Here is a 21,270-nt window from a genome sequence, read left to right on the forward strand (position 1 = left end):
AATTAAGGGAGATTTCGTATGACCGGCACTATTGCCATGGCGTATCTGTTCGCCGCTGTTATGTTCATTCTGGCCCTTGGGGGCCTCAGCTCGCAGGAAACCGCCCGTCGGGGCAACTGGTACGGCATCACCGGTATGGCGGTTGCCGTCATCGCCACCCTGCTCAGCGCTTACGTCCAGAACTATGTGATGATCGGCCTGGCCATGGCGGTAGGTGCGGTCATCGGCCTGTCGCTGGCCCACCGCGTTCAGATGACGGCCATGCCGCAGCTCATAGCCCTGCTGCACAGCTTTGTCGGCCTGGCCGCCGTGCTGATCGGCTGGGGCACCTATCTTGATCCGGACTATCACTACACCGGCGCTGATCGCGTCATTCTCAATACCGAGATCTATCTGGGCATCTTCATCGGAGCCATCACCATGACCGGCTCCTGGGTCGCCTGTGGCAAGCTGCACGGGATACTGTCTGGCAACCCGCTGACGCTGCCCTACCGTCACTGGATGAACCTGGCCGCCATTGTGGTCAGTGTGATTCTGCTGTTCATTGTCGCCGGCAGTGATCCCAGCCCGGGCAATGCCACGCTGATTTTCATCATGACGATTATTGCCTGCCTGCTCGGCATCCACCTGATCGCAGCCATTGGCGGGGCTGATATGCCGGTAGTGGTGTCCATGCTCAACAGCTATTCGGGCTGGGCGGCGGCAGCGGCCGGATTCATGCTGAACAATGACCTGCTGATTGTGGTGGGTGCTCTGGTGGGTTCCAGTGGCGCCATCCTGTCCTACATCATGTGCCGGGGCATGAACCGCTCCTTTATCAGCGTGATTGCCGGTGGCTTCGGTACCGACTCCAGCAGCGGCATCAGCAGCGACGATCAGGGCGACGCTGTCGCTACCACCGCCGAAGAACTGGCCGACGCGCTGAGTGAAGCCCAGAGCATTGTCATCGTGCCCGGCTATGGCATGGCCGTGGCCAATGCGCAGATCGCCGTCAGCGAACTGACCGATGAACTGCGCAAGACCGGCAAACAGGTCCGCTTTGCCATTCATCCGGTTGCCGGTCGTCTGCCCGGACACATGAATGTGCTGCTGGCGGAAGCCAATGTGCCCTATGACATTGTGCTGGAGATGGACGAGATCAATGACGACTTCCCGGAGACCGATGTGGTGATCGTTATTGGCGCCAATGACATCGTCAATCCGGACGCACAGGAAAAGCCCAACAGCCCCATCGCCGGTATGCCGGTGCTGGAAGTCTGGAAAGCGAAACAGTGTGTCATTCTCAAGCGCAGCATGGCCACCGGATATGCCGGCGTGCAGAACCCCCTGTTCTACAAGGACAGTGCCCGCATGCTGTTTGGTGATGCCAAGGACAGTGTGCAGAAGCTGATTCAGGCCTTCAAGGCCTGACCGGCTGCTCATCTGATGACGCCGGGCCCTCGTCAGCAGGGTCCGGCGGCAAATCATCTTCGATGTCCGGGGTGTCTTCAGGCGCCTCGTGCTGGTCTGGCGCATCCGGCATCATTTCCAATACCTGTGGTGTGGATCGAACCATGGGTGAGTAGTGCCCGGGCGAATCCGTAGGCTCTTCGCGGCTGCGGCGCCGCACCGAAAGCATCAGCAAACCCATCATCAGCAACAGACAACCGGCAAAATAGGCCGGCAGCGCATCACGACCTAACAGCTCCATCAGAGAGGCGGCGCCAGTCGGCCCCAGGGCGGCCCCTATGCCGAAGGCCATTAGCGCAGCACTGGATCCGCTGACAATGTGTTCGGGCTCCACCCGGTCCACCATGTAGGCAATGGCGATGGGATAAAGCGCGAACACCATGGCGCCCCAAAGCCCCATCAGAACCCATAGAAAAAGTGACTCATCCAGTGGAATCATCAGCAGGGACACAACAATGGCCACGGCCATTACCGCCGCCAGCACGCGCCGACGGTCATGCCGGTCAGAATAGTAGCCAATCGGCAACTGACCCAGGGCACCCCCTACAATGGCCGCGCTCATCAGCGTGCCGATACTGGCTGTTGAGAGGCCCATCAGACTGCCGTAAAGCGGCATCAGCCCCCAGAAGGCGCCCAGCACCAGCCCGGAAAACAACGAAGTCACCAGCGCCAGAGGTGCCAGGCGCCAGATTATCCGCAGATCCAGCTTGGGCATGGTCATGATATCGGGTTGCGGCAGACGGGTCAGAGTCACCGGCGTCAAGGCAAGACACAGCAGAATGCCCCCCAGTACGAACAGCGTGACCGCTGCCGGGCTGTCGAGGCGCAGCAACTGCTGAGCTGCCGCAATAGACCCCAGGCTGACCATGGTGTACAGGGCAAACACAATGCCCCGCCGCTCCGATGACACGGCGGCATTGAGCCAGCTTTCAATCACCGCATACAGCGACACCAGAGCAATGCCATACAGTATGCGCAGAGCCAGCCAGACCCAGGGCAGGTCGGTCAGCACCAGGGTCAGGCTGGCGACCGCTGCCAAAGCCGCCATGAAAGCGAAGGTCCGGATGTGCCCTACCCGCCTGATAACCGGAACCACCAGAAAGATGCCGAGCAGAAAACCCAGGAAATAGCCGGAGCTGAGCACACCAAGCAAGGTGGTCGAAAAGCCTCGAACCTCGCCAGCCAGGGTGACCAGGGTGTTCAGCAACCCGTTTCCTAGCAGTAACAGGCTGATACCGATAAAGAGCGCCAGTAGCGGCCGCATATAGGTGCGCATTGTCATCCCTGCCCGTTGAACCGGCCACCATGGTACTTTGTCGGATCAGCGCGACTCAACCAATTACATCAATTTGGTGGCTTTACAACGACAGGTCGCAATTCGAAGTAGCTTTTGGGGCTGTGTGAACAATGCAGACCATTCTGCTGCTATTATTGCCCTGAAACACCTGTTTAAATGCTGTTGGCAGCGCAAAGCTTGCGCTTGCAGCTGCCCCGCGCATAATCGACACGTTCATTGCACCCTTAAAGGAGAAGGTTCCCACATGGCCAAAGCCCCACCCAAGTTGCTGACTCGTCGTTACGAGGCGCACAGACTGCTGAGCTGGATGGCCAGAATGCAGATACGTTATGCGGCCTGGAAAGACGCGCGTGCCGTCGACAAGGCGCAGCGGAAATTTCGCAAACGCTCCGGGGGTCACCAGTAGGTACCGAGGCCCACCCTGAATTCACTGGCCTGATGCCACTGCCCTTCAAGGCGCAGGTCCCAGCGCTGGCTGTTACCAAAACGCAGCCTTGCATCCAGCAGCGGACCGGCGCTGTCCGAATCGCCGGCTGACCAGCGATACCCGGCTTCCAGACCCGTGCTGAAGGCCGAGTGCCAGTGCTGCAGCCACCCCAGGCGAGGCGTGACCGCCACCGGGCCGGAGTCCCCGCTGGCCAGCCGACCTTCCAGCAAACCATATCCGGCAGCCAGCCCCGGTGACCCGAAAGCCAGCCCTGGCCCGCCTTCTACAAACCACTCTCCGCAGTCGTTGCAGGCCAGATTGCTGGCCTCATAGCCGGCCCGCAGTCGCCCGGACATCGGCTGATCGGCCAACCGGCCGGTTGCCGACAAATTCAACGCAGTCGCATTAATCAGGTCCAGACGGCGCAGTTGCAGTCCATCCTCCCAGGCCGCTGCCCGAATATCCACCATACTCAGTTCGGCAAGCGCCGGGCGACCGACGGGCCGCGCCAGCAGATCATAGTAGGACAGACGGAAACGGGCTTCCACGCCTGGGCCACGGGTCTCGTTCCACAAGCCGGAAGCGGAGAGCAATGTCGGATAATTGGCTGCATGCATGGGTGCTGGGTGACGCATCCGGTCGCGCGAGGATTGCGCCGATGACGGTTCGGTATAGATATGATCACCCAGTGAATCTGTGCGCACCGGCAGCCGAACCCGCAGTGCCATCAAGGTTCGCCAGTCGGCATCAGAGAGCCCCGACGCCGGTGACGCGGTCTGCGCGGCATGATAGTTGATCAGTGCATCCAGCAGTTGCTGTTGTTCGAGCAGACTGAAGCGCTCGTCCGTAATCAGCTCCGGGTCTCCGGATTCAAGCCAGGCACTGGCCGCGGCACGCTGGGTCCGGCTCAGATGCTGCCAGTCTGCCAGCAATTCGCTTTGTGGCGAGGGATAGTAGTAGACCGCCGAAACCATTGAGGCGCCATTGTTGTCCACGCGCATCAGATGGTTGAAGGTGTCATGAGGCATAGTCCAGGGTTTGATCCGGTTATCCAGGCTTTCGTCTTCCGGGAGGATCAGGTTCAGAATGGCCGCCGTGCGATAGGCACAGTTGGAGCCGGCAAAGTAGTAGCTGAACTCCCGTCCCAGAAGCTCCCAGGTATGAGCCACCACCAGTGCGGTCTGCTCCGGGGTCAGTTGCAGTCGGTACTCCCAGAGATCACGTTGCTGGTAGTCGCCATAGAGCACGCTGTTCTGATGAAATCTGGCGTGCGAGAAAACGGCTTCGTAGCCGCCGAACAGACCTTTGCTAATAAACTGCAGCGGACTTTCTCCGGGCGGCAGATCAACACCGAAGTTGACCGTATTGGCCAGCACATGTGCATGCTCGGCCGGCTCTCTGGCAGACTCGTTCAGCCGCAGCAGAATATGGCCATACAGCGATGACGGATTGCGCAGATAGCCTTCCACGGCAATAAGGCTGACCGATTCGATGCGGCGCTCGTCCTGGCCTCGCCACCGGTCATAGCCTTCACACCGGGGGGTCGGCAAATCATCGACTTGCGGCAAGTGTTCACGCAGCCAGAGCAGGCGGGCCGGAAACCGGCATTGTGCATGCTGCTCCGGATCTTCTCCAGGCGGCGCAAAAAAAGCCTCGATCGTAGCGTGCAACTCGAGCTCGGGATCGCGTGCGCCTTCCGGTGCCAGAAAGAAGCCGGCAGAGTGGATGTCGCTCACCGGTTTTCCAGTGCGCCGCGGCTGGTAGTGTCCCAACTGCAGCCAGCGCCAATTGTCATGCAGGGCCAGGTCAGTGGCAGCGTCATGCCATTGTGAGTGACCGGCAGGAGCTTCGGCGCTGGCAAGCCCGGCACCCAGAAAGCCGAGCAAGAGCAGTTTGCCAACCCGCTTCAGGACGACAGGCATGGCCAGTCCTGGTCCGGCTCCAGCAAAGCCAGATACCAGAGAATTCTCCGTGCGCCGTCTTCCGGGTCAGACGGCCGCAGATCCAATTGCTCCGGCAAACCTGTACGGGCAGTCTGGTAATGCATCTGAGCCATTTCGGCGCTGCACCCCAACTGGCCCAGCAGGCTGCGCGTATAGATACCCGGCCCCTGCACCAATTCACGCTCGAGTTGCGCAAAACTCTCTGCAATCAACCGCAAAGCCAGCGCCTCGGATTGCATGCATTGCACGCTTGTGGCACCGCCAATCTGGCCATCAATACTCATGAAACCCCAGTCCACCCTGGATGCCGGGTACCCCAATGCAGTATGGCGGTAGACCTGGCCGTCAATGGCGCAATACTCCAGCAACTGCTCGGGGGAGAAAGGCTCTCCGGCCACCGGCTTCCACAACAGCAGCGAAACCACTGCCGCTGATTTAAGGCAGAATTGCAGATAATGCCGGACTGCGATCATGCGCGCCTTTCCCCAAAAGCCAGGCCAGATCCCTACCATACTCAAAACTCTGCGGCCTGTCCCCAGCTAAAGTGACGGCACAAAAAAAGGCCCCGCAATGCGGGGCCCTCCAAAGTACTTGCTTCAGAAGAAGCGGCTTACCAGTCGCCGCCACCTTCTTGCTGCATGCCGTCTTCCGGCAGGTCTTCAAACTCGCCCGGATCACCACAGGCTACCAGTACCAGTGCGAAAGACAGTGCCATCAGTGTGCTCATCAGCGTTTTCATGGTCTTCTCCCCCTTTGGTCGTTTCTGACCACTTTTGGTGACTTCAGCGCTCATCGCTTCAGTCCGTTAAATTGCAAATCCGTTACTCTGCTGCGTATCAGTTCATCATGCTCTGAACGCGTTCGCGCAGGTCTTCATCAGTCTCAAGAGCGACCGCAATGTTGTTGTAGGTCGCCACATCGAGGCCTGTGTCTTCAACCGCTTCGACCATCATCTGGCTGGCTTCCTGTTGCAGTTCAGCTGCATCGTCAGGATCCTCTACGCCTTCCAGACGTGCCGAGTACTCTGCCGTGATCTCCTGGATGTCCGTCTGTACCTCTACGAACCGCTCCAGATCAGTGTCAGAGATGTCAGCCTCGCCAGGCATATCAGTCATGGTATCCTCTTGGGCTGCGGCGGTTGCTGCGAGACCCAGTGCCATCATCATGGCGGCGAGAATTGAGGAGATGCGTGTCATGCTGTACCTCGATCGTTTTTGATGAATTCACTGACAGGGTTGCAGGCAGCATGCCAGAAAGTGCAAATAGCTCTTATGTCTCTGTTTTTAAAGAACTTTATTTTATTTCGGCGGTTCATGTGAGTCATAGAGGCCTTTGACAGTACCGGCTTAAATGTGCCATTTTGACTCATGTGCCACATCCACGAGGTGACTTGTGCCAGAACGCTACACTCAGAAGCCGTATGCCAACCACTCTGCTTCGAGCTTGCGTGCTGTCCTGCTGCTTCAGGTTGCGCTGCCCCTGCTGGTGCTGATGGCGGCGATTCTCGCTCTGATACTGAATGTCATGGCCCACTTTACCGAGGAGCGTCTGCAGAGAAACCTGCAGGTCCTGGCTCAAGCGATCAGCCTACCGGTATCGGAAGCCATGGAGCGCGAAGACCTGAACCAGGTAGAAAACAGCCTGCGCTCGGTATTCGGGATCAGTGAAGTTTACGGGGCCTACCTGTTCAATGCCGAGGGCGAACAGGTGATCAGCCTGGGGTCGGTCAACCCGACGCGTCGACAGGCCGATGAAGCCCTGCGTCAAACGGAAGAGGGCGAGTTTGCCCAGTACGAAAGCATCGACGGGCGTAATGTGTACTCCTATTTCATGCCGCTGTTCCGCACCACCGGGCAGCCCAACGGGTTCCTGCAGGTGACGCGGCGACGCAGCGATATCGACAACCAGCTTCTGCAACTGCGCAACTGGTCCTGGACCGGATTTGGCCTTTTGTCACTGCTGGTGCTGGGCACCATCACCCTCAGCCATCAGCGCAGTATCGGCCAGCCACTGGAACGGCTGCTCCTCAGCATGCAGCGGGTGGAGTCAGGTAACCGGGCACACCGGGCCGAAATACGAGGCCCGAAAGAAGTAAGACATCTGGCAACCGGTCTGAATGGCATGCTCGATGCAATACAGTTGGCTGAACTCAGAGTCGCGCGCCAGCGCGAGGAGCGGGAAACCATGGCCGAAAAGCTGCGGCAGGCTGAAACCATGGCTGCTCTGGGGCAGCTGTCAGCCGGTGTGGCCCATGAACTCGGTGCACCTTTAAGTGTGGTCGACGGGCGCGCGCGACGCTTGCAAAGACGACTGGACGACCCGCGCGACGTTCAGGAGCTGGCTGACATTCGCGATCAGGCGGCACGCATGACGGCCATCATCGAGCAGCTGCTGTCTTACGGTCGGCGATCCAGGGCCGAGAAAAGATCGTTGCCCCTGGCCGCAGTGGTGGCCCGCGCCCAGGCTCTGATCATCGACGAGTACCCGGATGCCAAAGTGCATGTCGACAGGACGCAGGATTGCCATGTTATGGGTGACTCGCTCAGCCTCGAGCAGGCTCTGACCAACCTGATACGCAATGCCATTCAATCCAGCGAGCAGGGAGCTGAAGTTGAAATCAACTGGTCCTGCACGGATGAGCAGGTCACGCTGACGGTTGAAGACTCCGGCCCCGGAATTCCCGAAGACCAGAGAGACAAGCTGTTCGAACCCTTTGTGACCACCAAGGCGCCGGGTGCTGGCAGTGGTCTGGGCCTGGCCATTGTCAAAAGGGTCTTGCGCGAGCACCAGGGTGATATCCGCATTGAAGACAGCGCCTCACTTGGCGGTGCATGTTTCCGCCTGACCCTGCCCAGGGTGCAGAGTGCACCGCCGTCTGCAGAGGAGGGCTCGACATGACAAAGAAGCCACAGCATCCCCTGCTGCTGATTGAAGATGATACGGCATTGGCGCAGTTGATTACCGATGAGCTGGAAGCAGAAGGCTGGACACTGCATGCCGTCAACGAGTTGCAGCAGGCGCGTCAATGGCTGGCTGAACACCAGCCGTCCCTGATCATTACCGACCTGCGCCTGCCGGATGGCTATGGCATGGACCTGGTGCACGACATCATGGATGCCTTCAGTGATGACAATGATCCGGACCGCCCAGGGGTCATTGTGATCACCGCCTTTGGCAGCGTGCCACAGGCAGTGGAAGCGCTGCAGGCAGGGGCGGATGATTTTCTGACCAAACCCCTGGATCTGGATCATTTTCTACTCAGTGTGCGTCGGGTGCTGGACAACCGGACCATGCGCCATGAACTGAGCCGCTTTCGGGCATTGTCACGCGACCAGGGCTTTCATGGCATCTATGGACAGAGTGAGCCCATGCGGCGGCTGTTTGAACAGATTCGGGTAATCGGTCGCGCCAACGGCCCAGTGCTGATCAATGGCGAAAGCGGTACCGGCAAGGAGCTGGTGGCGCGGGCGCTCTTTCAGGAAAGTGACCGCGCCGAAGGCCCGTTTCTCGCGGTGAACTGTGCCGGCATTCCCCAGGAGTTGCTAGAAAGCGAGTTCTTCGGCCATGCCAGTGGTGCGTTTACCGGGGCCAGAAAGAGCCGCAAAGGCCTGCTGCAGGAAGCAGACGGTGGCACATTGCTGTTGGACGAGATCGCCGAAATGCCGCTGTCTCTGCAGGCCAAACTGTTGCGCGCGCTGCAGGACGGCTCGATCCGACCTGTCGGCCAGGATACCGAGGAACATGTTGATGTGCGTATCATCGCGGCAACACACCGGGACCTCAAACAACGCGTTGACGCCGGAGAGTTCCGAGAAGACCTCTACTACCGGCTGGAAACCTTTACCCTGCAGGTACCCCCGTTGCGCGAGCGGGGAGAGGACTGCGACCTGTTGGCCCAGCGCTTTGTACAGCAGCATGCAACGGCACAGGACCGGGCCATTGAAGGTCTGAGCAACGAGGCCATGCAGCTGCTGCGCCAGTATCCCTTCCCGGGCAATGTTCGCGAGCTGCAGAACATTGTCGAACGCGCTGTCGCGTTCTGTACCGACGCCTGGATTCAGCCCACCCACTTGCCCGCCCGCCTGCATGAAGCAGATGAGCGCAGCAACAGCGAAGGGGTGACAACCCAGACCGGCCTCCTGCCTGCCGTCAACGGATCAGGCCGTTCCGGCGAACAGCTTTTGCATGGTACCGAAATGCCGAGCCTCGAAGACTTGCAGCGACGCTATGTCAGCCTGGTACTGGATCGGGTCAAGGGGAACAAGCGACAGGCCGCCAGCATTCTCGGTATTGGCCGGCGCACGCTCTACCGCTGGCTCGATGATTTGCAGGACGCACCCGATACCAAAGAGGAGCCGCCGGCCTGAAGGCATTTCGACACCGTTACTGGCGCGTCTCTGAGTGACGCGTTGGTGAAAGTGTACATGACAAATGCGTCAATTCGCCGATCAGGTGCTGGTGATGGCATGAGGGTCAGTTAAACTGCACGCCCGCAATCCTTTAATGAGACTTCAGAAATGACTCCCGAAACCTTCTTCGCTGCCCTTTGGCGTCAGTACACTGAGCTGACCCCCCAGGCCGCGCGGATTCATGGTGCCCTGAAAGCGCGCGGCGAAACCGTATTGAATGACCATGTGGCATTCCGGACATTCAACCTGGCCCCCATGCGCCTGCAGGATCTGGAGCCCTGGCTGCTGGAAATGGGGTATGAGCGATTGGAGCCATACCAGTTCCCCGGCAAACATCTGGACGCCTGGGGCTATCTGCCCAGAACTCCGGAACTGCCCCGAATTTTCTTCAGTGAACTGCGTGTGGAAGCCCTCCCGGAAGACTGCCAGGCCATCATCAAGGGGCTGGTCGACCAGGTTGACCCCGACAGTGTGAACGGGCCGGACTTCTTCTATCGTGGCCTGCCCTGGGCGCTGCCCACCGCAGAAGAATACCTGCGCCTGGCCGAAGTGAGTGAATACGCCGCCTGGATGTCAGTCATGGGCATGCGTGCCAACCACTTCACTGTAGCCGTGCACCAGTTGCGCTCCTTTGACCAGCTCAGCGCCCTGAACGAGTTCGTCAAACAGGAAGTGGAGTTGCCGCTCAACACCGCCGGTGGCGAAATAAAGGGCGGTGCCGATGTCTGTCTGGCACAATCGAGCACGCTGGCAGACCAATGCCGGCTGCGTTTCAGAGATGGCACCGACATGGTTGTGCCTACCTGTTTTTACGAGTTTGCACAGCGCTTCAGGCTACCGGACGGCTCTCTCTATCAGGGCTTTGTGGCCAACAACGCGGACCGGATATTCGAGTCCACGGACCGTCGCCGAGCCGGATAATAACCAGAGCGCCTAACAGAGTTGGCACTGAGAGCAATTTGTTCCTTGCTGAGTTGGGCAGGATCTCTATCCGTGAACTAGACTGAATTCAGAGCGGTCAGGAAGTGATGGCCCGACTGTTCTGACACGTTCATGGATTCCTCGAAGCAACGCAGCACGTCACTCATGGTGATCTCCCGCCTCCAGGCAGGCATCACCGCCGGATACAGCCGCAGACTGTATCCGGCTTTTTTTTGTTGCCCGCATGACAGCTCGACTGTCTGCCCATTAGAATAGCGCGCACATTCTTCCATGTTCGGCGACTACCATGTCCGATCGACCCTCCAGCGCTTATGCGGACCTTTTGCGACGTTGGCTGCCTGACCGCTCCGGCCCTCAGTTGCTGTTGAATACCGAATCTGCCGGCGCTGCGCACGAACTGCGTTCGCGAAGTGACTCGATCTGGCATTGTCATTTTCATGCCGGCCCTGCCCGGGAGCATGATGGGATGGCGCTGCCCGGTCTACGGTTTCCGGAAGCAGAGCTGTCTGCAGTCAGCCGGGTGATCTGGAGCTGGCCCAAGGCCAAGGCCGAAGCCGACATGTTGCTGGCCTGGCTCGCTGCCGGCCTCAGTGCCGATGCGGAGCTCTGGCTTCTGGGCCCCAACAAGAGCGGCATAAAATCGGCACCACGCTTTCTCGAACAACGTGGCTGGACGGTGCGCAAAGTGGGCAGTGCCCGCCACTGCCTGCTGCTGCGGGCCAGCCCTCCTGCTCAACCGGCACCTTTTGATCTCAACCGTTACTGGGCTCGGGTCGAGGTTCCGGAGGCCGCAGACAGGGAACTCTGGAGCCTGCCCGGGGTGTTCAGTCATAGCCGCATCGACAAGGGCAGCCGCTGTCTGCTGCCCTTTCTTCGTGATCTGCCCGGGCCGGCGCTGGACTTTGGCAGCGGGGCCGGACTGCTGGCGCTGACCGCCGCCGCCCACCAACCCACCCTGGCGATGACCGGTGTCGACCATGACTGGCTGGCCGTACTGAGCAGTCGGCGCACCGCCGAGCAGAGCGGGATGACTCTGGAGGTCCACTGGATGGATGGACTGACCGCCCTGCAGGGCCAATGGGCGGCTCTGGTGACCAATCCGCCATTTCATACCGGCCTGGCAACCGACTACGAGATCACCCGGCGCATGCTCGCCGACAGCAGACGCCTGCTGCAACCGGGCGGGCTCTGGCTGGGCGTGGTCAATGACCACCTGCCCTATCAGGACTGGCTGAACGAACACCTGCAGCAGGTAACCTGCCTGCATCATGGCGGGGGTTTCAGAGTCTGGCAGGGTAGGGTCTGAGCGCGTCGGGATCAGGGCGGGCTGAACGGATCTTCCACAAACAGATACCCTTTCGAGCGCACGGTCTTGATCCGGCGCGGATGGTCAGGGTCATCTCCTACCTTGGGTCGAATTCGCGAGACCCGCACGTCGACCGAACGGTCCTGGCCGTCATACTCGATGCCCCGTAAACGGGTGAAGATCTCTTCGCGGGTCAGTATCCGGCCGGCATGACTGCCGAGCAGCCAGAGCAGATCGAATTCAGCGCTGGTCAACTCGATCGGCTGATCATTGAGCCAGGCTTCACGCATGGTGTTGTCGACCACCAGATCCCCGAAATCGAGGCGTTCATGATGGCATTTGGTGGGTTCATCATAAGCCTCTACCCGGCGAAAAACCGCTGACATGCGGGCCGCAAGCAGGCGGGGCGACACCTCTTTCAGTACATAGTCGTCGGCCCCCATGTCCAGGCCGAGCACCTGATCCAGTTCATCGCAGCGCTCAGCCATCAGCACGAAGGGGCCAAAGAAGGCCTGCCGGCTCAACTTGCATAGCGTCAGGCCATTCTCGCCGGGCAGATCCACTGCGGCAATGACGACATCCGGATGTTCTTCGGCGATGCGCTTGAGCGCAACCTTGCCGTTGTCTTCTTCGAGCAAGTGATACCCGCGGGAAACGAAATAGTCCCCCAGACGACGCCGGTTGGCTGCGTCGTCATCCACAAGCATCAGTACCTTTCTGTTCGCTGTCACACTGCCGTCAGTAACCATTACACTTTGCCCGACCATCACAGTAACCTGCGAAAATCCGGAGTGGCTTCGCGCGCGCCACGACCCGCCGTCAAGGGCCTTCTGAGCAGTATTCGTCGGGCATTGCCCAGCGGAATCAGAGGCTCCTCAATCTTTAATGTAGTCCGCTTGCAGGAAATTGCTTAATCGGGGACAGAAAAATGTGCGTCAGGGCGTGCTGGAGCCGTTTCAACCCCCTTCCCATTCATGCGGTTCGGTCGCAATGGCGGCCATCAGCGACCCTACGCTGCCGTAGACGCCACCAGCCAGGCCAGCCACAGTGGGTATCAGGTGCAGCTGACGGGCCTTGCAGGCGGCTTCAAGCTCGGCGTAACCGGGCAGTTCCCGTAATTCAGGCAGGCTGCCGGAATACTGGACGGTAACAATGGGGGCCAGCAGGTGCGTGGTCTCCACACGAGTCCGAAGGTGCGTGAAAACACCTCTGGCGGCATTGTTGAACCCCCGGATCTTGTCCGCCTGATAAGAATGATCATTGACGATACAGAGAATCGGATGAATACCAAGCGTGTTGGCGATCAACGCCTGGGTCCATTTTACGGCCCGCTCGCCGCGCTTGCGCGAACGCTCGAGGGCCACCAGGGGCTCACGAGGAGCCACAAAGGTGTGCACAAAACTCGACATGTAGTCCAGCTCGCGGCGCATGCGAACCGGATCTTCCTCTGTCTGCAGGCGGCGCACGGTTTCAGCCGCCAGCAGAGCCTGACCGGCAAAGACAGTGCGACTGTCCATGACCCGAATATAAGCCTTGCGCGGAGCCTTCTGCTGCAGGGCCACCTCACTGGCGGCCTGGTTGGCATTGTCGTAAGTCAGGCCCTGCAGCCGGTTCAGGGTCTGTATCCAGATATATTCGTATCCCTGGTCAATCAGGTCCCAGAGCGTGTTGCGAAACGTCTCTACCGAGGGGGCCTCTGTTGCAACCTCATGCTTGCGGCTGAGATCGCCGGACCGGAACAAACGCAGAGACTCCTGATCATCACAGGGATCATTAAACGTGTGTCCATCAATGGATATTTCAATCGGGACACGAAAAATGTGAAAATCCCGCATGAACTGAGGTGGCAGGGCACAAACCGAGTCCACAACAAGTGCAACCTTCCGCACGGGCTACTCCTTTCTTTTTTTGGATTGTAACAGTGTGATGGCAATGCAGGCCCTCCGCGGGTTATAAAGCGGTGCGGGCAACAGGCCTGTATAGCCTACAGAGTAAACTGAAAGGCTAGCCAAAGGTATAGCAACCGTCAAAAACGACCAGCCTTCTGCAACCCTGGGAGCCAATATTGTGAATCGTGCCCGTTTTCTCGCCCTGCCGCCGCATGCTCAGGGCATTCTGATTGCCTTTACCGGGGTGCTGATTCTCAGTTTTGATGCGTTGCTGGTGCGCCTGACTGCCGCGGACCCCTGGACTACCTCTTTCTGGCGGGGTCTGCTGATCGGCATGACAATGACCCTGATCTGCCTGTGGCGCGGCGACTATCGCTGGCGTCCGCCCACACGCCGCATACTCTGGCTGACCATCATCATGGCGGTAGTCTATGGCATCAATACCAGTCTGTTTGTGTTCTCGGTTAGTGCCACGCATGCGGCCAATACCGTTGTTATTCTGGCCAGCGCCCCGTTTTTTGCGGCCTTGTTCTCGCGCTGGTGGCTGAAAGAATACCTGCCACGACGCACCCAGATTGCCATTGCGGTGTGTCTGACCGGCGTTGTGGTGGTGTTTGGCGGCTCCATGGGGGGCTTCAACTGGCAAGGCGATGCCCTGGCCCTGCTGCTGGCCATGTCTACCGGCGGCCTGCTGACCGTGCTGCGCTACACCCCGGAAGTGCCCCGCACCCTGCTGGTGGCCGGCGCAGGCCTGGTGACGGCTTTGATCTGTGTTATCCCGGCGCAGCCGTTTGACCTCGAGATGAATCAGTTCGGCTGGCTGCTGTTGATGGGCATGCTGCAGATGCCGATAGCCAGCTTTCTGCTGATGCTGGCCCCCAAGTATCTGCCCTCACCGGAGGTCAGCCTGTTCCTGCTGGTGGAGACCATACTGGCGCCGATCTGGGTCTGGTGGATCCTGCACGAGACACCAACAGCGGCGACCCTCTGGGGTGGTGCCCTCATCCTCTCCACCATTGCCATCCATGCCGGCATATCGCTGCGCCACGAGCAGATCCGCCGGCGCAACCCCCTGATCTGATCTGCAGTGTAGTTCGGATTGTGCGCAACACGGGCACAAAAAAAACCGCCGGGTGCGACCACTCGGCGGTTTCTGTTCGATCTTTTTCTGCGGGTCAATCCCTGACCTGCTCACCCGGTATTGTTCTTGTGCTGGTGTGAGCGCGGTGCCTGTTGCACGCTGCGCTGCGGTCTGATCAACGCCAGAAGGGGCGGTTCAGATCCTGAGCAATGTCATAGCGTGTAACACCAATGTCACGCAGCAGATATTCGGGCATTTCCATCAGCATGCGCTTGCTCTTGCGCTCGATCATGCGCTCGACGATACGCGTCGCCAGGCGCTTGATGGCTGCCAGGGGCAGAGTGATGCGAATGGGGTGAACCACAGGCGTGTTGGGTACTTGTGCAGTCATGGTATTTCTCCTTACCGGGATTGGGGCTGTTGCAGTGCATTCTGCTGGGTCAACGGCCCCGGTTAATGGGCAGGAGTATTGTCGTTGGAAAGCGGTTTCTCGACAAACGATAGTTTTTTATAAACACATAAGCTATACTTATGTTTATGATGAAATTCCCGCCTCTCAATACGCTGCGCTGCTTCTGGATCGTCTGCCAGGCGGGCAGTTTCAAAGGCGCCGCTGAAGAGCTGCACATCACTCAAGCCGCGGTAAGCCAGCAGATTCGCCAGTTGGAAGACTGGCTCGGCTTCCAATTGTTCGATCGCACCCACCGGCAGATACAGCTTAACTCAACTGGTAAGGAATTATTACCTTTTGTGCAGCACGGATTTGAGCAACTGGCGGAGGGTTTGCAACGCATCAGTGGCGTGCCGGCACCCAATGTACTCAGGTTGTCTGTGCTGCCCTCCTTTGCCAGCGCCTGGCTTCTGCCACGGGTTCCGGAATTTCAGGATCAGTACCCGGATATCAACCTGCAGATCGACATGGATCGGGCCCAGGCCTTCACCACCCGCAGTGGCAACGACCTGGGCATCCGCTATGGCCTGGCGGAGTATCCCGGCATGCATACCGAGTGGCTGAGTTACGACAGTGTATTGCTGGTCTGCCACCCCTTGCTGTATCAGGATGACAGTGAAGATGTGTGGGACTGGCTCAGGCATCAATACCTGCTGGCCGGCCAGGATCCGATGGACTACCGCTGGGATGATTTTCTCACTGAAAACGGGCAGGACCCGGCACAGTATCGGCGGCGCCTGCATGTGTCAGACACCTGGGCGCTGACGGAAATGGCTCTTGCCGGCCAGGGAGTGGCGCTGGTACGGCGCAGTATCTGCAGCGATGCACTGGAGAAGGGCCAGTTGATCAGGCCTCTGGAGCTGACCCATGATTCTCATTTTGGGTATCTGCTGGTGGCACCGGAGCACCACTTTCGCTGGCCCAAGGTGCAGGCCTTTCAGACCTGGATTACCCAGGCCATTCAGCAAACAGCCTGGTATCGGGCGGATCATCCATGATCCACCGAGTGTTCCTCAACGCAACGCCAGTTGCCGCTCCAGTTGCTGCAGGTCGTTGATCACCCGCCACTCGCCGCCACTCTCTTCCACCCAGTTCTGCCAATCAGCCAGGCGCTCACGATAGGCGCTGGGGCTCCGGTTGTCAGAGCCCAGCTTGGTCACATTCATCGCCACAATTTCCACGCCATCCAGGGCGATGGGGAAATCCCGGTCCAACCAGGGCGGACGGTCTTCAGCCATGTCGGAAAAGATATACAGCACGCGTTGCCCTGCCGGTACATCGGCCAGGCGCTCGGTGGCCAGCAGGATGGCACCGGTGATGTCATTGTGCGCACTGGGCACCTGGATGCCGTTGACGAAATCGTCCACCTTGCTGTGAAACTGCCGCTTCTGGTGGGTGGCCAGACTGGGTCGGTCATCGAACGTGGTCTGGGCGATGACATTGCGGTCACTGTAGCTGCTGTTGTCGATGAACATGGCACCCAGCGTGTCACCCGGCTGCAGCTCTGCCAGCAGGTACCGGTTCAGTGCCTGCGCACTGGCCAGTTCCTGCACATAGTTGTCGGAGATATCGAGCAGAATATAGGCCGCCCGGCGAGGGTCGTCTGTCTGGGCGCAACCTGCCAGAATAACACCCAGCGCCACACCAAGGCTCAGACGGACTTTGCCCCACCAGAGCCGCCACCGTGGGCGGTCCCGGTTGTCACGATTGTGTTCAGGCTGTACGCGGTTCATGCGGCACCTCCAGATCCTGTTCGGGTGAACTGACTTCAGGTTCTTTTTTCTCGGCCTTGCGACGGCTCAGCGGCGAACGACGCTTGCGGCCGGATGTGCTTGCTTCGTCTTCACCTTCGACGGCAGCAGACGCTTCACCAGATTCGGCCTGGTCTGCCTTCTGTTCGCGGCGCTGCCTGCCCGCTGCGCCAATACGCTGCTCCAGTGCCAGCGGCAGCATGATGAAGATGTCATAAAGGCTGGTGGCCATGCGGGCCAGTTGGCGGGCGAAGCCACCTACGGCGCGCAGCAGCACCCGCAGCACGCGAAGCACGCCAACGGTCAGCGCACCGAGAACGGCCCGGGAGGAATGGATGAAGGATTCCAGCGGGATGGCCACGAACGCCAGGGCAAAGGGCAGAATGAAGCCGAGCACCATCTGACCGATGGAAGGAATCCAGCGGAACTGGGCTTCCGCAGTGGCGGCACCGGCCAGCGCCTGCGACAGGGCTTCACGGTCCTGCGCCAGCAGATCCCGCATGTAGGCCAGAGACGATTCGATGGTGGCAAAGATCACCAGAATGGCCAGCGCCACCCAGAGCATGCGCCGACGAATATGGTCATCCAGACGCCCGATGACCGGGAACAGCCGCGTGATGCGCAGGCATTCCATCACGAACAGACCCATGGCGATTTCTACCATGATGATCACCAGCGCGGCGATATCGGACATCCGCACCGAGCCGATATAGGCACTGCCACCCACCATTTCCGACATGGGCAGCGCAATCAGGTGGAAGTTGATGATGCCGCCAAAGGCCGCAATGACCAGCACGATGCTGGCAATCACGAACTGGGTGAACGAAGACGCCATCAGGGTGTTGGCTGCCCGGTCTTCACCCTTGCGCATGCTCTCGTAGCGTTCCATCTGCCGGTCGATGGTCTTGCTGTGCTCTTCCAGACCGCTGATGGTTTTCTGCGTCGCCTGCAGGTTCTGATTCAGTGAGCGCCACTGCGGCTGCAGGCCCGACAACAGCTTGTGCCGCTCGGCACAGTTTTTCTGATAGGCTTTCAGGGTCTGGTGGTGCGCGTTGTCCACCACGCCTCTGATGTTGTCCATCACCTTGACCACGGCCGGGTCGCCCTGCGCCGGCATATTGTGCAGCTTGTCAATCACCTCGGACCAGGCCGGAGGCAATGGCTGCTCGTCCGTTGCCGCATGATAATCACTGGCAATCTGCTCGATGGTCTCGCTGATCTTGCGGTGCAGTGCCGGGTAGTGGCTCAGTTCCCGCTCCACCACTGTGTTGACGCGCTGGAACTCCTGCTCGATGGTCTTTTCAACCTCTTCGCGGCCCTGCGCCAGCAGGACATCCCGGTTGCGCGCCGCCACCCGGTCTTCAAGCTGGTGAACCGAACGGGCCGCCAGGCGCAGCACGGTATGGATGGCCTGACCGGTAGAATTGAACAGTTGGTGGGCATGAGGGCGCCCGAAATAGAGAACGATCATGGCCAGACCCAGCCAGACCGCCATGGAGACGGCCGGTGAGTCGGACCAGACAAGCATCAGTTCAGTCATGATAAGTGCTCCTGCATCGGTTGTTGTATCGGTGTGGCTGCAGAATGAGTGCTGCCCCACCACCATGACCTGAAGTCTGCCGCGGGCCGGTGAAAAATCTGTGAGTTGTGCACGAACACGTCAACGGAACGTCATGCTAGACTTTCGACAGGCCTCAGACGTCAGGACAAGAATCGACCTCATGGCAGATATTCTCTGGGTTGAAGACCAGACACACTGGATTGACCGTTTCCGCCCGACGCTGGAAGCCGAGGCTTTTGATCAGCGTCCGACGCGGCTGACCGTTTTCCGTTTCGCGGCGGCAGCCTGCCAGCACATCCGCCAGCCGGGATCGGCGCCACCGGACCTGGTATTGCTGGATGCGCAGATGAGCGGCGACGACGAGGCGGGCTTCTCGGTTTTCCGGGCCTTGCGCAAACGCTGGCCGGAGGTGCCGGTGATCTACCTGTCCGAATACAGTGGCACCGGCATCGAAGAGCAGGCCTTCGAGCAGACCGAGGCGCGGGATTTCATTGCCAAGCATCAACCCAACATCGAACAGGTACTGTGCTGGCGCATTCGCGCCGCGCTGCGCCAGAGCCAGCAACCGGGTGAACAGTCGCAACTGCAGCAGGGCCCGCTGCGCATTGATACCGAGACCTGGGAGATCTGGTGGAACGGCAGCAAGCTCATGAACCCGGCCAATCCGCAACGGCCATTGGGCCCGACACCGCGCAAGATATTGCGCTATCTGGTCGAGGCGTCGCCGCGCCCCCTGACCACGGATCAGATTGCCGCGCACCTGCAGGCCGATCCGGATCGCTTTTCCTGGGCCAGCTATCGGCAGCACATTCGCACGCTGCGCCACTCGCTGGACCAGGCCGCCGGCGGCAACGGCCGCTTCATGACGCTGTGTCAGCAGGGTGAGGGGCTGGTCACCTTTGGTGACGAGGGCGCCTATTGCTGGCGACCGGTGAGCCCACAGCAAGAGGACACTCAGGGATGACGTTACCCGAGAGCGAAGCCGATACTCCGCGCCCGGTGCACCTGCCGCGGCCGGCCTTCCCGATCTGGTCAGCGCTGACTCTGCTGGTACTGGTCTGTGCGCTGCTGTTTCAGGCTGATCCGATCAATGCCGAGTTTTACCGCGTGCCGGTCGAGGTCAGCCAGTGGCTGGGCACGCCCGAAAGCCTTTATATCGCGGCAGGCACTCTGCTGTTGGCCCTGCTGGTGGACACCCGCCGCCATGCCCGTCGCAAGCGTGCGCTGCGGGCTGCAGTGGAACAACTGGAGGCGGAAAATCGAGATCTTTGGCAGCACCGGCGCGAACTGCGCCTGCAGGCACAGACCTACTCCGGCCATGCCGATCGACTGAAGCGCTTTATCAGTGACAAGCTGCTGGAGTACATCGAATACGACGAGAAGTTCCTGCATTTTCAGAGTATCGCCGCCGAGGTCAGGCACAATGGCGTCATTGCCTTCGATCGGGTGCAGACGGCGCTTGCGCAGCGTGCCGGTCAGCTCGAGGGCGACAGTGCAAACACGGAAGACGCCATGGCTCAGATGCGCTATCTGTGGGATCTGCTGGACCTGGCCACCACCGACAATCTGGCCCTGCACATCGGCAGCCAGCAGGCGCGCTGTGAAGAGCGCTATTACCAGCAGTTGCTGAACCCGGAGCAAACGGAGCCCGTGGTCACTGCCTATTACCCGCGCGAGGCCATCTGGCTGGCGGCAAGGCCTCTGTTGCATGAGTCGTCCGTCACGCCCGACCTGCGGGCGGCAATGACGAGCAACGACCGCACGCTGGTCCTGGAGACAGACCCTCAGATCGCACTGCGCCTGGCGCCAACCGAACAGTTGCTGGGCAAGTCCAATCATCTGGCGCTGCTGCTGGACAATCTGCTCAAGAACGCTCAGTTCTATGCGCACAAGAAGGCCTATCGCCATCGGCACAATCGGGTTCGGTTGCTGCTGGAAGAGCGCGAGGGCTTTGTGCGTTTGCAGGTGTACAACCGGGGGCCGCATATCCCGGAATCCGAGCAGGCCCGCATTTTTCAGTTGGGGTATTCCACGCGTCGGGTGCGTGAACATCACGGCAAGGGGCTGGGTCTGTTTTTCGTGCAGGAGATCGTGCGCGGGTATGACGGCCGGATTCTGGTGCACAACGAAGACAACCGGCTGTCCACCGATGCACAGGACAAGGCGGTGTGGCATTTCCGCTTTACGCTGAGCAATGGCGATCTGGTGCACGAAACGGTGCAGGTACAGTTGGAAGACGGGGCGCCCCAGGTGCTGGCGAGTCTGGACCGGGACGGTCAGCCGCAGTTCGAGCGCCAGCAGAGCTGGTCGCTGCGCCGCCCGGTCAGCGCGGTGGAGGTGCGGCACGAAACCACGGGCGAGGCCCATACGCTGGTGCCGGAGAACACTGATGGTGAAGATCACCCCGCTGTGCTGTTCGATCCCATCCAGCCTGATCTGCCCGGCTGGGTGCTGGAGATTCACCCACGCAAACGGGGCTGTCGCATTGTCTTCGAGCCGCTGGATGTGCGCGGCGTGACCTTCGAGGTACTGCTGCCCACAGCCGAGTCGCGCCTCGACAGCAGCGAACCGGACCTTGAACTGCCCGACATCGACGATGAAGTCGAACGCCTCAACCAACCCTTCGCCGCCGCCCAGCCGGAGGGTTATCGCTGAGGTTGTGCCGTTTCGGTACCTCGGAACAATTGCCAAGCCGCCTGATGGCGGGGTGTACTGACCGCAGACACGCAAAAAACGTCATCCCTGACAGCTCGACTCCGCACAT

General features: G+C 59.8%; 20 protein-coding genes. 10 read left to right on the forward strand and 10 right to left on the reverse strand.

The genetic code is table 11. The features are described 5' to 3' along the window. Positions 1–18 precede the first annotated feature (18 nt). Positions 19–1,410: a Re/Si-specific NAD(P)(+) transhydrogenase subunit beta gene (pntB, locus tag LAT62_RS04590; protein WP_293379632.1), complete on the forward strand. Its 1,392-nt coding sequence runs from the start codon at positions 19–21 to the stop codon at positions 1,408–1,410. Here the strand turns inward: pntB and LAT62_RS04595 are convergent. Beyond that, positions 1,400–2,725: an MFS transporter gene (locus LAT62_RS04595; RefSeq protein ID WP_293379635.1), complete on the reverse strand. Its 1,326-nt coding sequence runs from the start codon at positions 2,723–2,725 to the stop codon at positions 1,400–1,402. The two genes, pntB and LAT62_RS04595, sit on opposite strands and share 11 nt — an antisense overlap. Before the next feature lie 265 nt (positions 2,726–2,990). On the opposite strand from LAT62_RS04595, the gene LAT62_RS04600 reads away from it, so the two are divergent. Then, on the forward strand, positions 2,991–3,152 hold the full coding sequence (locus LAT62_RS04600) for a hypothetical protein (RefSeq protein WP_293379638.1): 162 nt from the start codon (positions 2,991–2,993) through the stop codon (positions 3,150–3,152). Here LAT62_RS04600 and LAT62_RS04605 read toward each other — a convergent pair. The 4 genes from LAT62_RS04605 to LAT62_RS04620 form a co-directional block, all read right to left on the reverse strand. Further along, positions 3,143–5,095, reverse strand: a complete 1,953-nt coding sequence (locus LAT62_RS04605; RefSeq protein ID WP_293379641.1) for a DUF4105 domain-containing protein — start codon at positions 5,093–5,095, stop codon at positions 3,143–3,145. The two genes, LAT62_RS04600 and LAT62_RS04605, sit on opposite strands and share 10 nt — an antisense overlap. Continuing rightward, positions 5,080–5,589, reverse strand: a complete 510-nt coding sequence (locus LAT62_RS04610; RefSeq protein WP_293379644.1) for a hypothetical protein — start codon at positions 5,587–5,589, stop codon at positions 5,080–5,082. The genes LAT62_RS04605 and LAT62_RS04610 overlap by 16 nt, the downstream gene beginning before the upstream one ends. Before the next feature lie 137 nt (positions 5,590–5,726). Further along, positions 5,727–5,855, reverse strand: a complete 129-nt coding sequence (locus tag LAT62_RS04615; protein WP_293379647.1) for a hypothetical protein — start codon at positions 5,853–5,855, stop codon at positions 5,727–5,729. A 97-nt stretch (positions 5,856–5,952) separates the two neighbouring features. Beyond that, entirely contained in the window at positions 5,953–6,312 is a 360-nt protein-coding gene (locus LAT62_RS04620; RefSeq protein WP_293379650.1) for a DUF4168 domain-containing protein, read from the reverse strand. Positions 6,313–6,508: 196 nt separating this feature from the next. Between LAT62_RS04620 and LAT62_RS04625 the strand changes: the two genes are divergently transcribed. The 4 genes from LAT62_RS04625 to LAT62_RS04640 all read left to right on the forward strand — a co-directional run bounded on the left by LAT62_RS04625 (position 6,509) and on the right by LAT62_RS04640 (position 11,773). Further along, positions 6,509–8,014, forward strand: coding sequence for a HAMP domain-containing sensor histidine kinase (locus LAT62_RS04625; RefSeq protein ID WP_293379653.1), 1,506 nt, complete (start codon positions 6,509–6,511; stop codon positions 8,012–8,014). Continuing rightward, entirely contained in the window at positions 8,011–9,483 is a 1,473-nt protein-coding gene (locus LAT62_RS04630; RefSeq protein WP_293379656.1) for a sigma-54 dependent transcriptional regulator, read from the forward strand. Before LAT62_RS04625 ends, LAT62_RS04630 begins: the two co-directional genes overlap by 4 nt. 150 nt (positions 9,484–9,633) lie before the next feature. Beyond that, a complete protein-coding gene (locus LAT62_RS04635) occupies positions 9,634–10,446 on the forward strand; it encodes a DUF1338 domain-containing protein (protein ID WP_293379659.1) in 813 nt (270 codons plus the stop codon). A 307-nt stretch (positions 10,447–10,753) separates the two neighbouring features. Continuing rightward, a complete protein-coding gene (locus LAT62_RS04640) occupies positions 10,754–11,773 on the forward strand; it encodes a methyltransferase (RefSeq protein WP_293379662.1) in 1,020 nt (339 codons plus the stop codon). Positions 11,774–11,784: 11 nt separating this feature from the next. On the opposite strand, the gene LAT62_RS04645 is transcribed toward LAT62_RS04640, so the two are convergent. Next, on the reverse strand, positions 11,785–12,504 hold the full coding sequence (locus tag LAT62_RS04645; RefSeq protein WP_293379665.1) for a winged helix-turn-helix domain-containing protein: 720 nt from the start codon (positions 12,502–12,504) through the stop codon (positions 11,785–11,787). A 225-nt stretch (positions 12,505–12,729) separates the two neighbouring features. Next, positions 12,730–13,662, reverse strand: a complete 933-nt coding sequence (locus LAT62_RS04650) for a DegV family protein (protein ID WP_293379668.1) — start codon at positions 13,660–13,662, stop codon at positions 12,730–12,732. 178 nt (positions 13,663–13,840) lie between these two features. On the opposite strand from LAT62_RS04650, the gene LAT62_RS04655 reads away from it, so the two are divergent. Next, on the forward strand, positions 13,841–14,743 hold the full coding sequence (locus LAT62_RS04655) for a DMT family transporter (protein ID WP_293379671.1): 903 nt from the start codon (positions 13,841–13,843) through the stop codon (positions 14,741–14,743). A gap of 175 nt (positions 14,744–14,918) precedes the next feature. Here the strand turns inward: LAT62_RS04655 and LAT62_RS04660 are convergent, their stop codons facing one another. Beyond that, the gene (locus tag LAT62_RS04660; RefSeq protein WP_293379674.1) at positions 14,919–15,134 is read right to left on the reverse strand and encodes a DUF1127 domain-containing protein; all 216 of its coding nucleotides are present in this window, start codon (positions 15,132–15,134) and stop codon (positions 14,919–14,921) included. A 188-nt stretch (positions 15,135–15,322) separates the two neighbouring features. Here LAT62_RS04660 and LAT62_RS04670 point away from each other — a divergent pair, with 188 nt between their 5' ends. Continuing rightward, complete coding sequence (locus tag LAT62_RS04670) at positions 15,323–16,192, forward strand: LysR substrate-binding domain-containing protein (RefSeq protein ID WP_367120525.1); 870 nt, start codon at positions 15,323–15,325, stop codon at positions 16,190–16,192. Between the two features lie 15 nt (positions 16,193–16,207). Here the strand turns inward: LAT62_RS04670 and LAT62_RS04675 are convergent, their stop codons facing one another. Together LAT62_RS04675 and LAT62_RS04680 are read right to left on the reverse strand one after the other, a co-directional pair. Continuing rightward, complete coding sequence (locus LAT62_RS04675) at positions 16,208–16,927, reverse strand: VWA domain-containing protein (RefSeq protein ID WP_293379683.1); 720 nt, start codon at positions 16,925–16,927, stop codon at positions 16,208–16,210. After that, positions 16,908–18,485, reverse strand: coding sequence for a hypothetical protein (locus LAT62_RS04680; protein ID WP_293379686.1), 1,578 nt, complete (start codon positions 18,483–18,485; stop codon positions 16,908–16,910). The genes LAT62_RS04675 and LAT62_RS04680 overlap by 20 nt, the downstream gene beginning before the upstream one ends. Positions 18,486–18,666: 181 nt before the next feature. On the opposite strand from LAT62_RS04680, the gene LAT62_RS04685 reads away from it, so the two are divergent. Continuing rightward, the gene (locus tag LAT62_RS04685; protein ID WP_293379689.1) at positions 18,667–19,470 is read left to right on the forward strand and encodes a response regulator; all 804 of its coding nucleotides are present in this window, start codon (positions 18,667–18,669) and stop codon (positions 19,468–19,470) included. Then, the gene (locus LAT62_RS04690; protein WP_293379692.1) at positions 19,467–21,161 is read left to right on the forward strand and encodes a sensor histidine kinase KdpD; all 1,695 of its coding nucleotides are present in this window, start codon (positions 19,467–19,469) and stop codon (positions 21,159–21,161) included. The genes LAT62_RS04685 and LAT62_RS04690 overlap by 4 nt, the downstream gene beginning before the upstream one ends. Positions 21,162–21,270 lie beyond the last annotated feature (109 nt).

The sequence above is a fragment of the Natronospirillum sp. genome, from assembly GCF_022565775.1.
Taxonomy (GTDB): domain Bacteria; phylum Pseudomonadota; class Gammaproteobacteria; order Pseudomonadales; family Natronospirillaceae; genus Natronospirillum.

What these genes read in the sequence shown, in the direction of transcription:
- LAT62_RS04610 (WP_293379644.1), bottom strand. Translation starts at nt 5,589, where the DNA reads ATGATCGCAGTCCGGCATTATCTGCAATTCTGCCTTAAATCAGCGGCA.
- LAT62_RS04615 (WP_293379647.1), bottom strand. Translation starts at nt 5,855, where the DNA reads ATGAAAACGCTGATGAGCACACTGATGGCACTGTCTTTCGCACTGGTA.
- LAT62_RS04675 (WP_293379683.1), bottom strand. Translation starts at nt 16,927, where the DNA reads ATGAACCGCGTACAGCCTGAACACAATCGTGACAACCGGGACCGCCCA.
- LAT62_RS04680 (WP_293379686.1), bottom strand. Translation starts at nt 18,485, where the DNA reads ATGACTGAACTGATGCTTGTCTGGTCCGACTCACCGGCCGTCTCCATG.
- LAT62_RS04660 (WP_293379674.1), bottom strand. Translation starts at nt 15,134, where the DNA reads ATGACTGCACAAGTACCCAACACGCCTGTGGTTCACCCCATTCGCATC.
- LAT62_RS04595 (WP_293379635.1), bottom strand. Translation starts at nt 2,725, where the DNA reads ATGCGCACCTATATGCGGCCGCTACTGGCGCTCTTTATCGGTATCAGC.
- LAT62_RS04605 (WP_293379641.1), bottom strand. Translation starts at nt 5,095, where the DNA reads ATGCCTGTCGTCCTGAAGCGGGTTGGCAAACTGCTCTTGCTCGGCTTT.
- LAT62_RS04690 (WP_293379692.1), top strand. Translation starts at nt 19,467, where the DNA reads ATGACGTTACCCGAGAGCGAAGCCGATACTCCGCGCCCGGTGCACCTG.
- LAT62_RS04620 (WP_293379650.1), bottom strand. Translation starts at nt 6,312, where the DNA reads ATGACACGCATCTCCTCAATTCTCGCCGCCATGATGATGGCACTGGGT.
- LAT62_RS04630 (WP_293379656.1), top strand. Translation starts at nt 8,011, where the DNA reads ATGACAAAGAAGCCACAGCATCCCCTGCTGCTGATTGAAGATGATACG.
- LAT62_RS04600 (WP_293379638.1), top strand. Translation starts at nt 2,991, where the DNA reads ATGGCCAAAGCCCCACCCAAGTTGCTGACTCGTCGTTACGAGGCGCAC.
- LAT62_RS04640 (WP_293379662.1), top strand. Translation starts at nt 10,754, where the DNA reads ATGTCCGATCGACCCTCCAGCGCTTATGCGGACCTTTTGCGACGTTGG.
- pntB (WP_293379632.1), top strand. Translation starts at nt 19, where the DNA reads ATGACCGGCACTATTGCCATGGCGTATCTGTTCGCCGCTGTTATGTTC.
- LAT62_RS04635 (WP_293379659.1), top strand. Translation starts at nt 9,634, where the DNA reads ATGACTCCCGAAACCTTCTTCGCTGCCCTTTGGCGTCAGTACACTGAG.
- LAT62_RS04685 (WP_293379689.1), top strand. Translation starts at nt 18,667, where the DNA reads ATGGCAGATATTCTCTGGGTTGAAGACCAGACACACTGGATTGACCGT.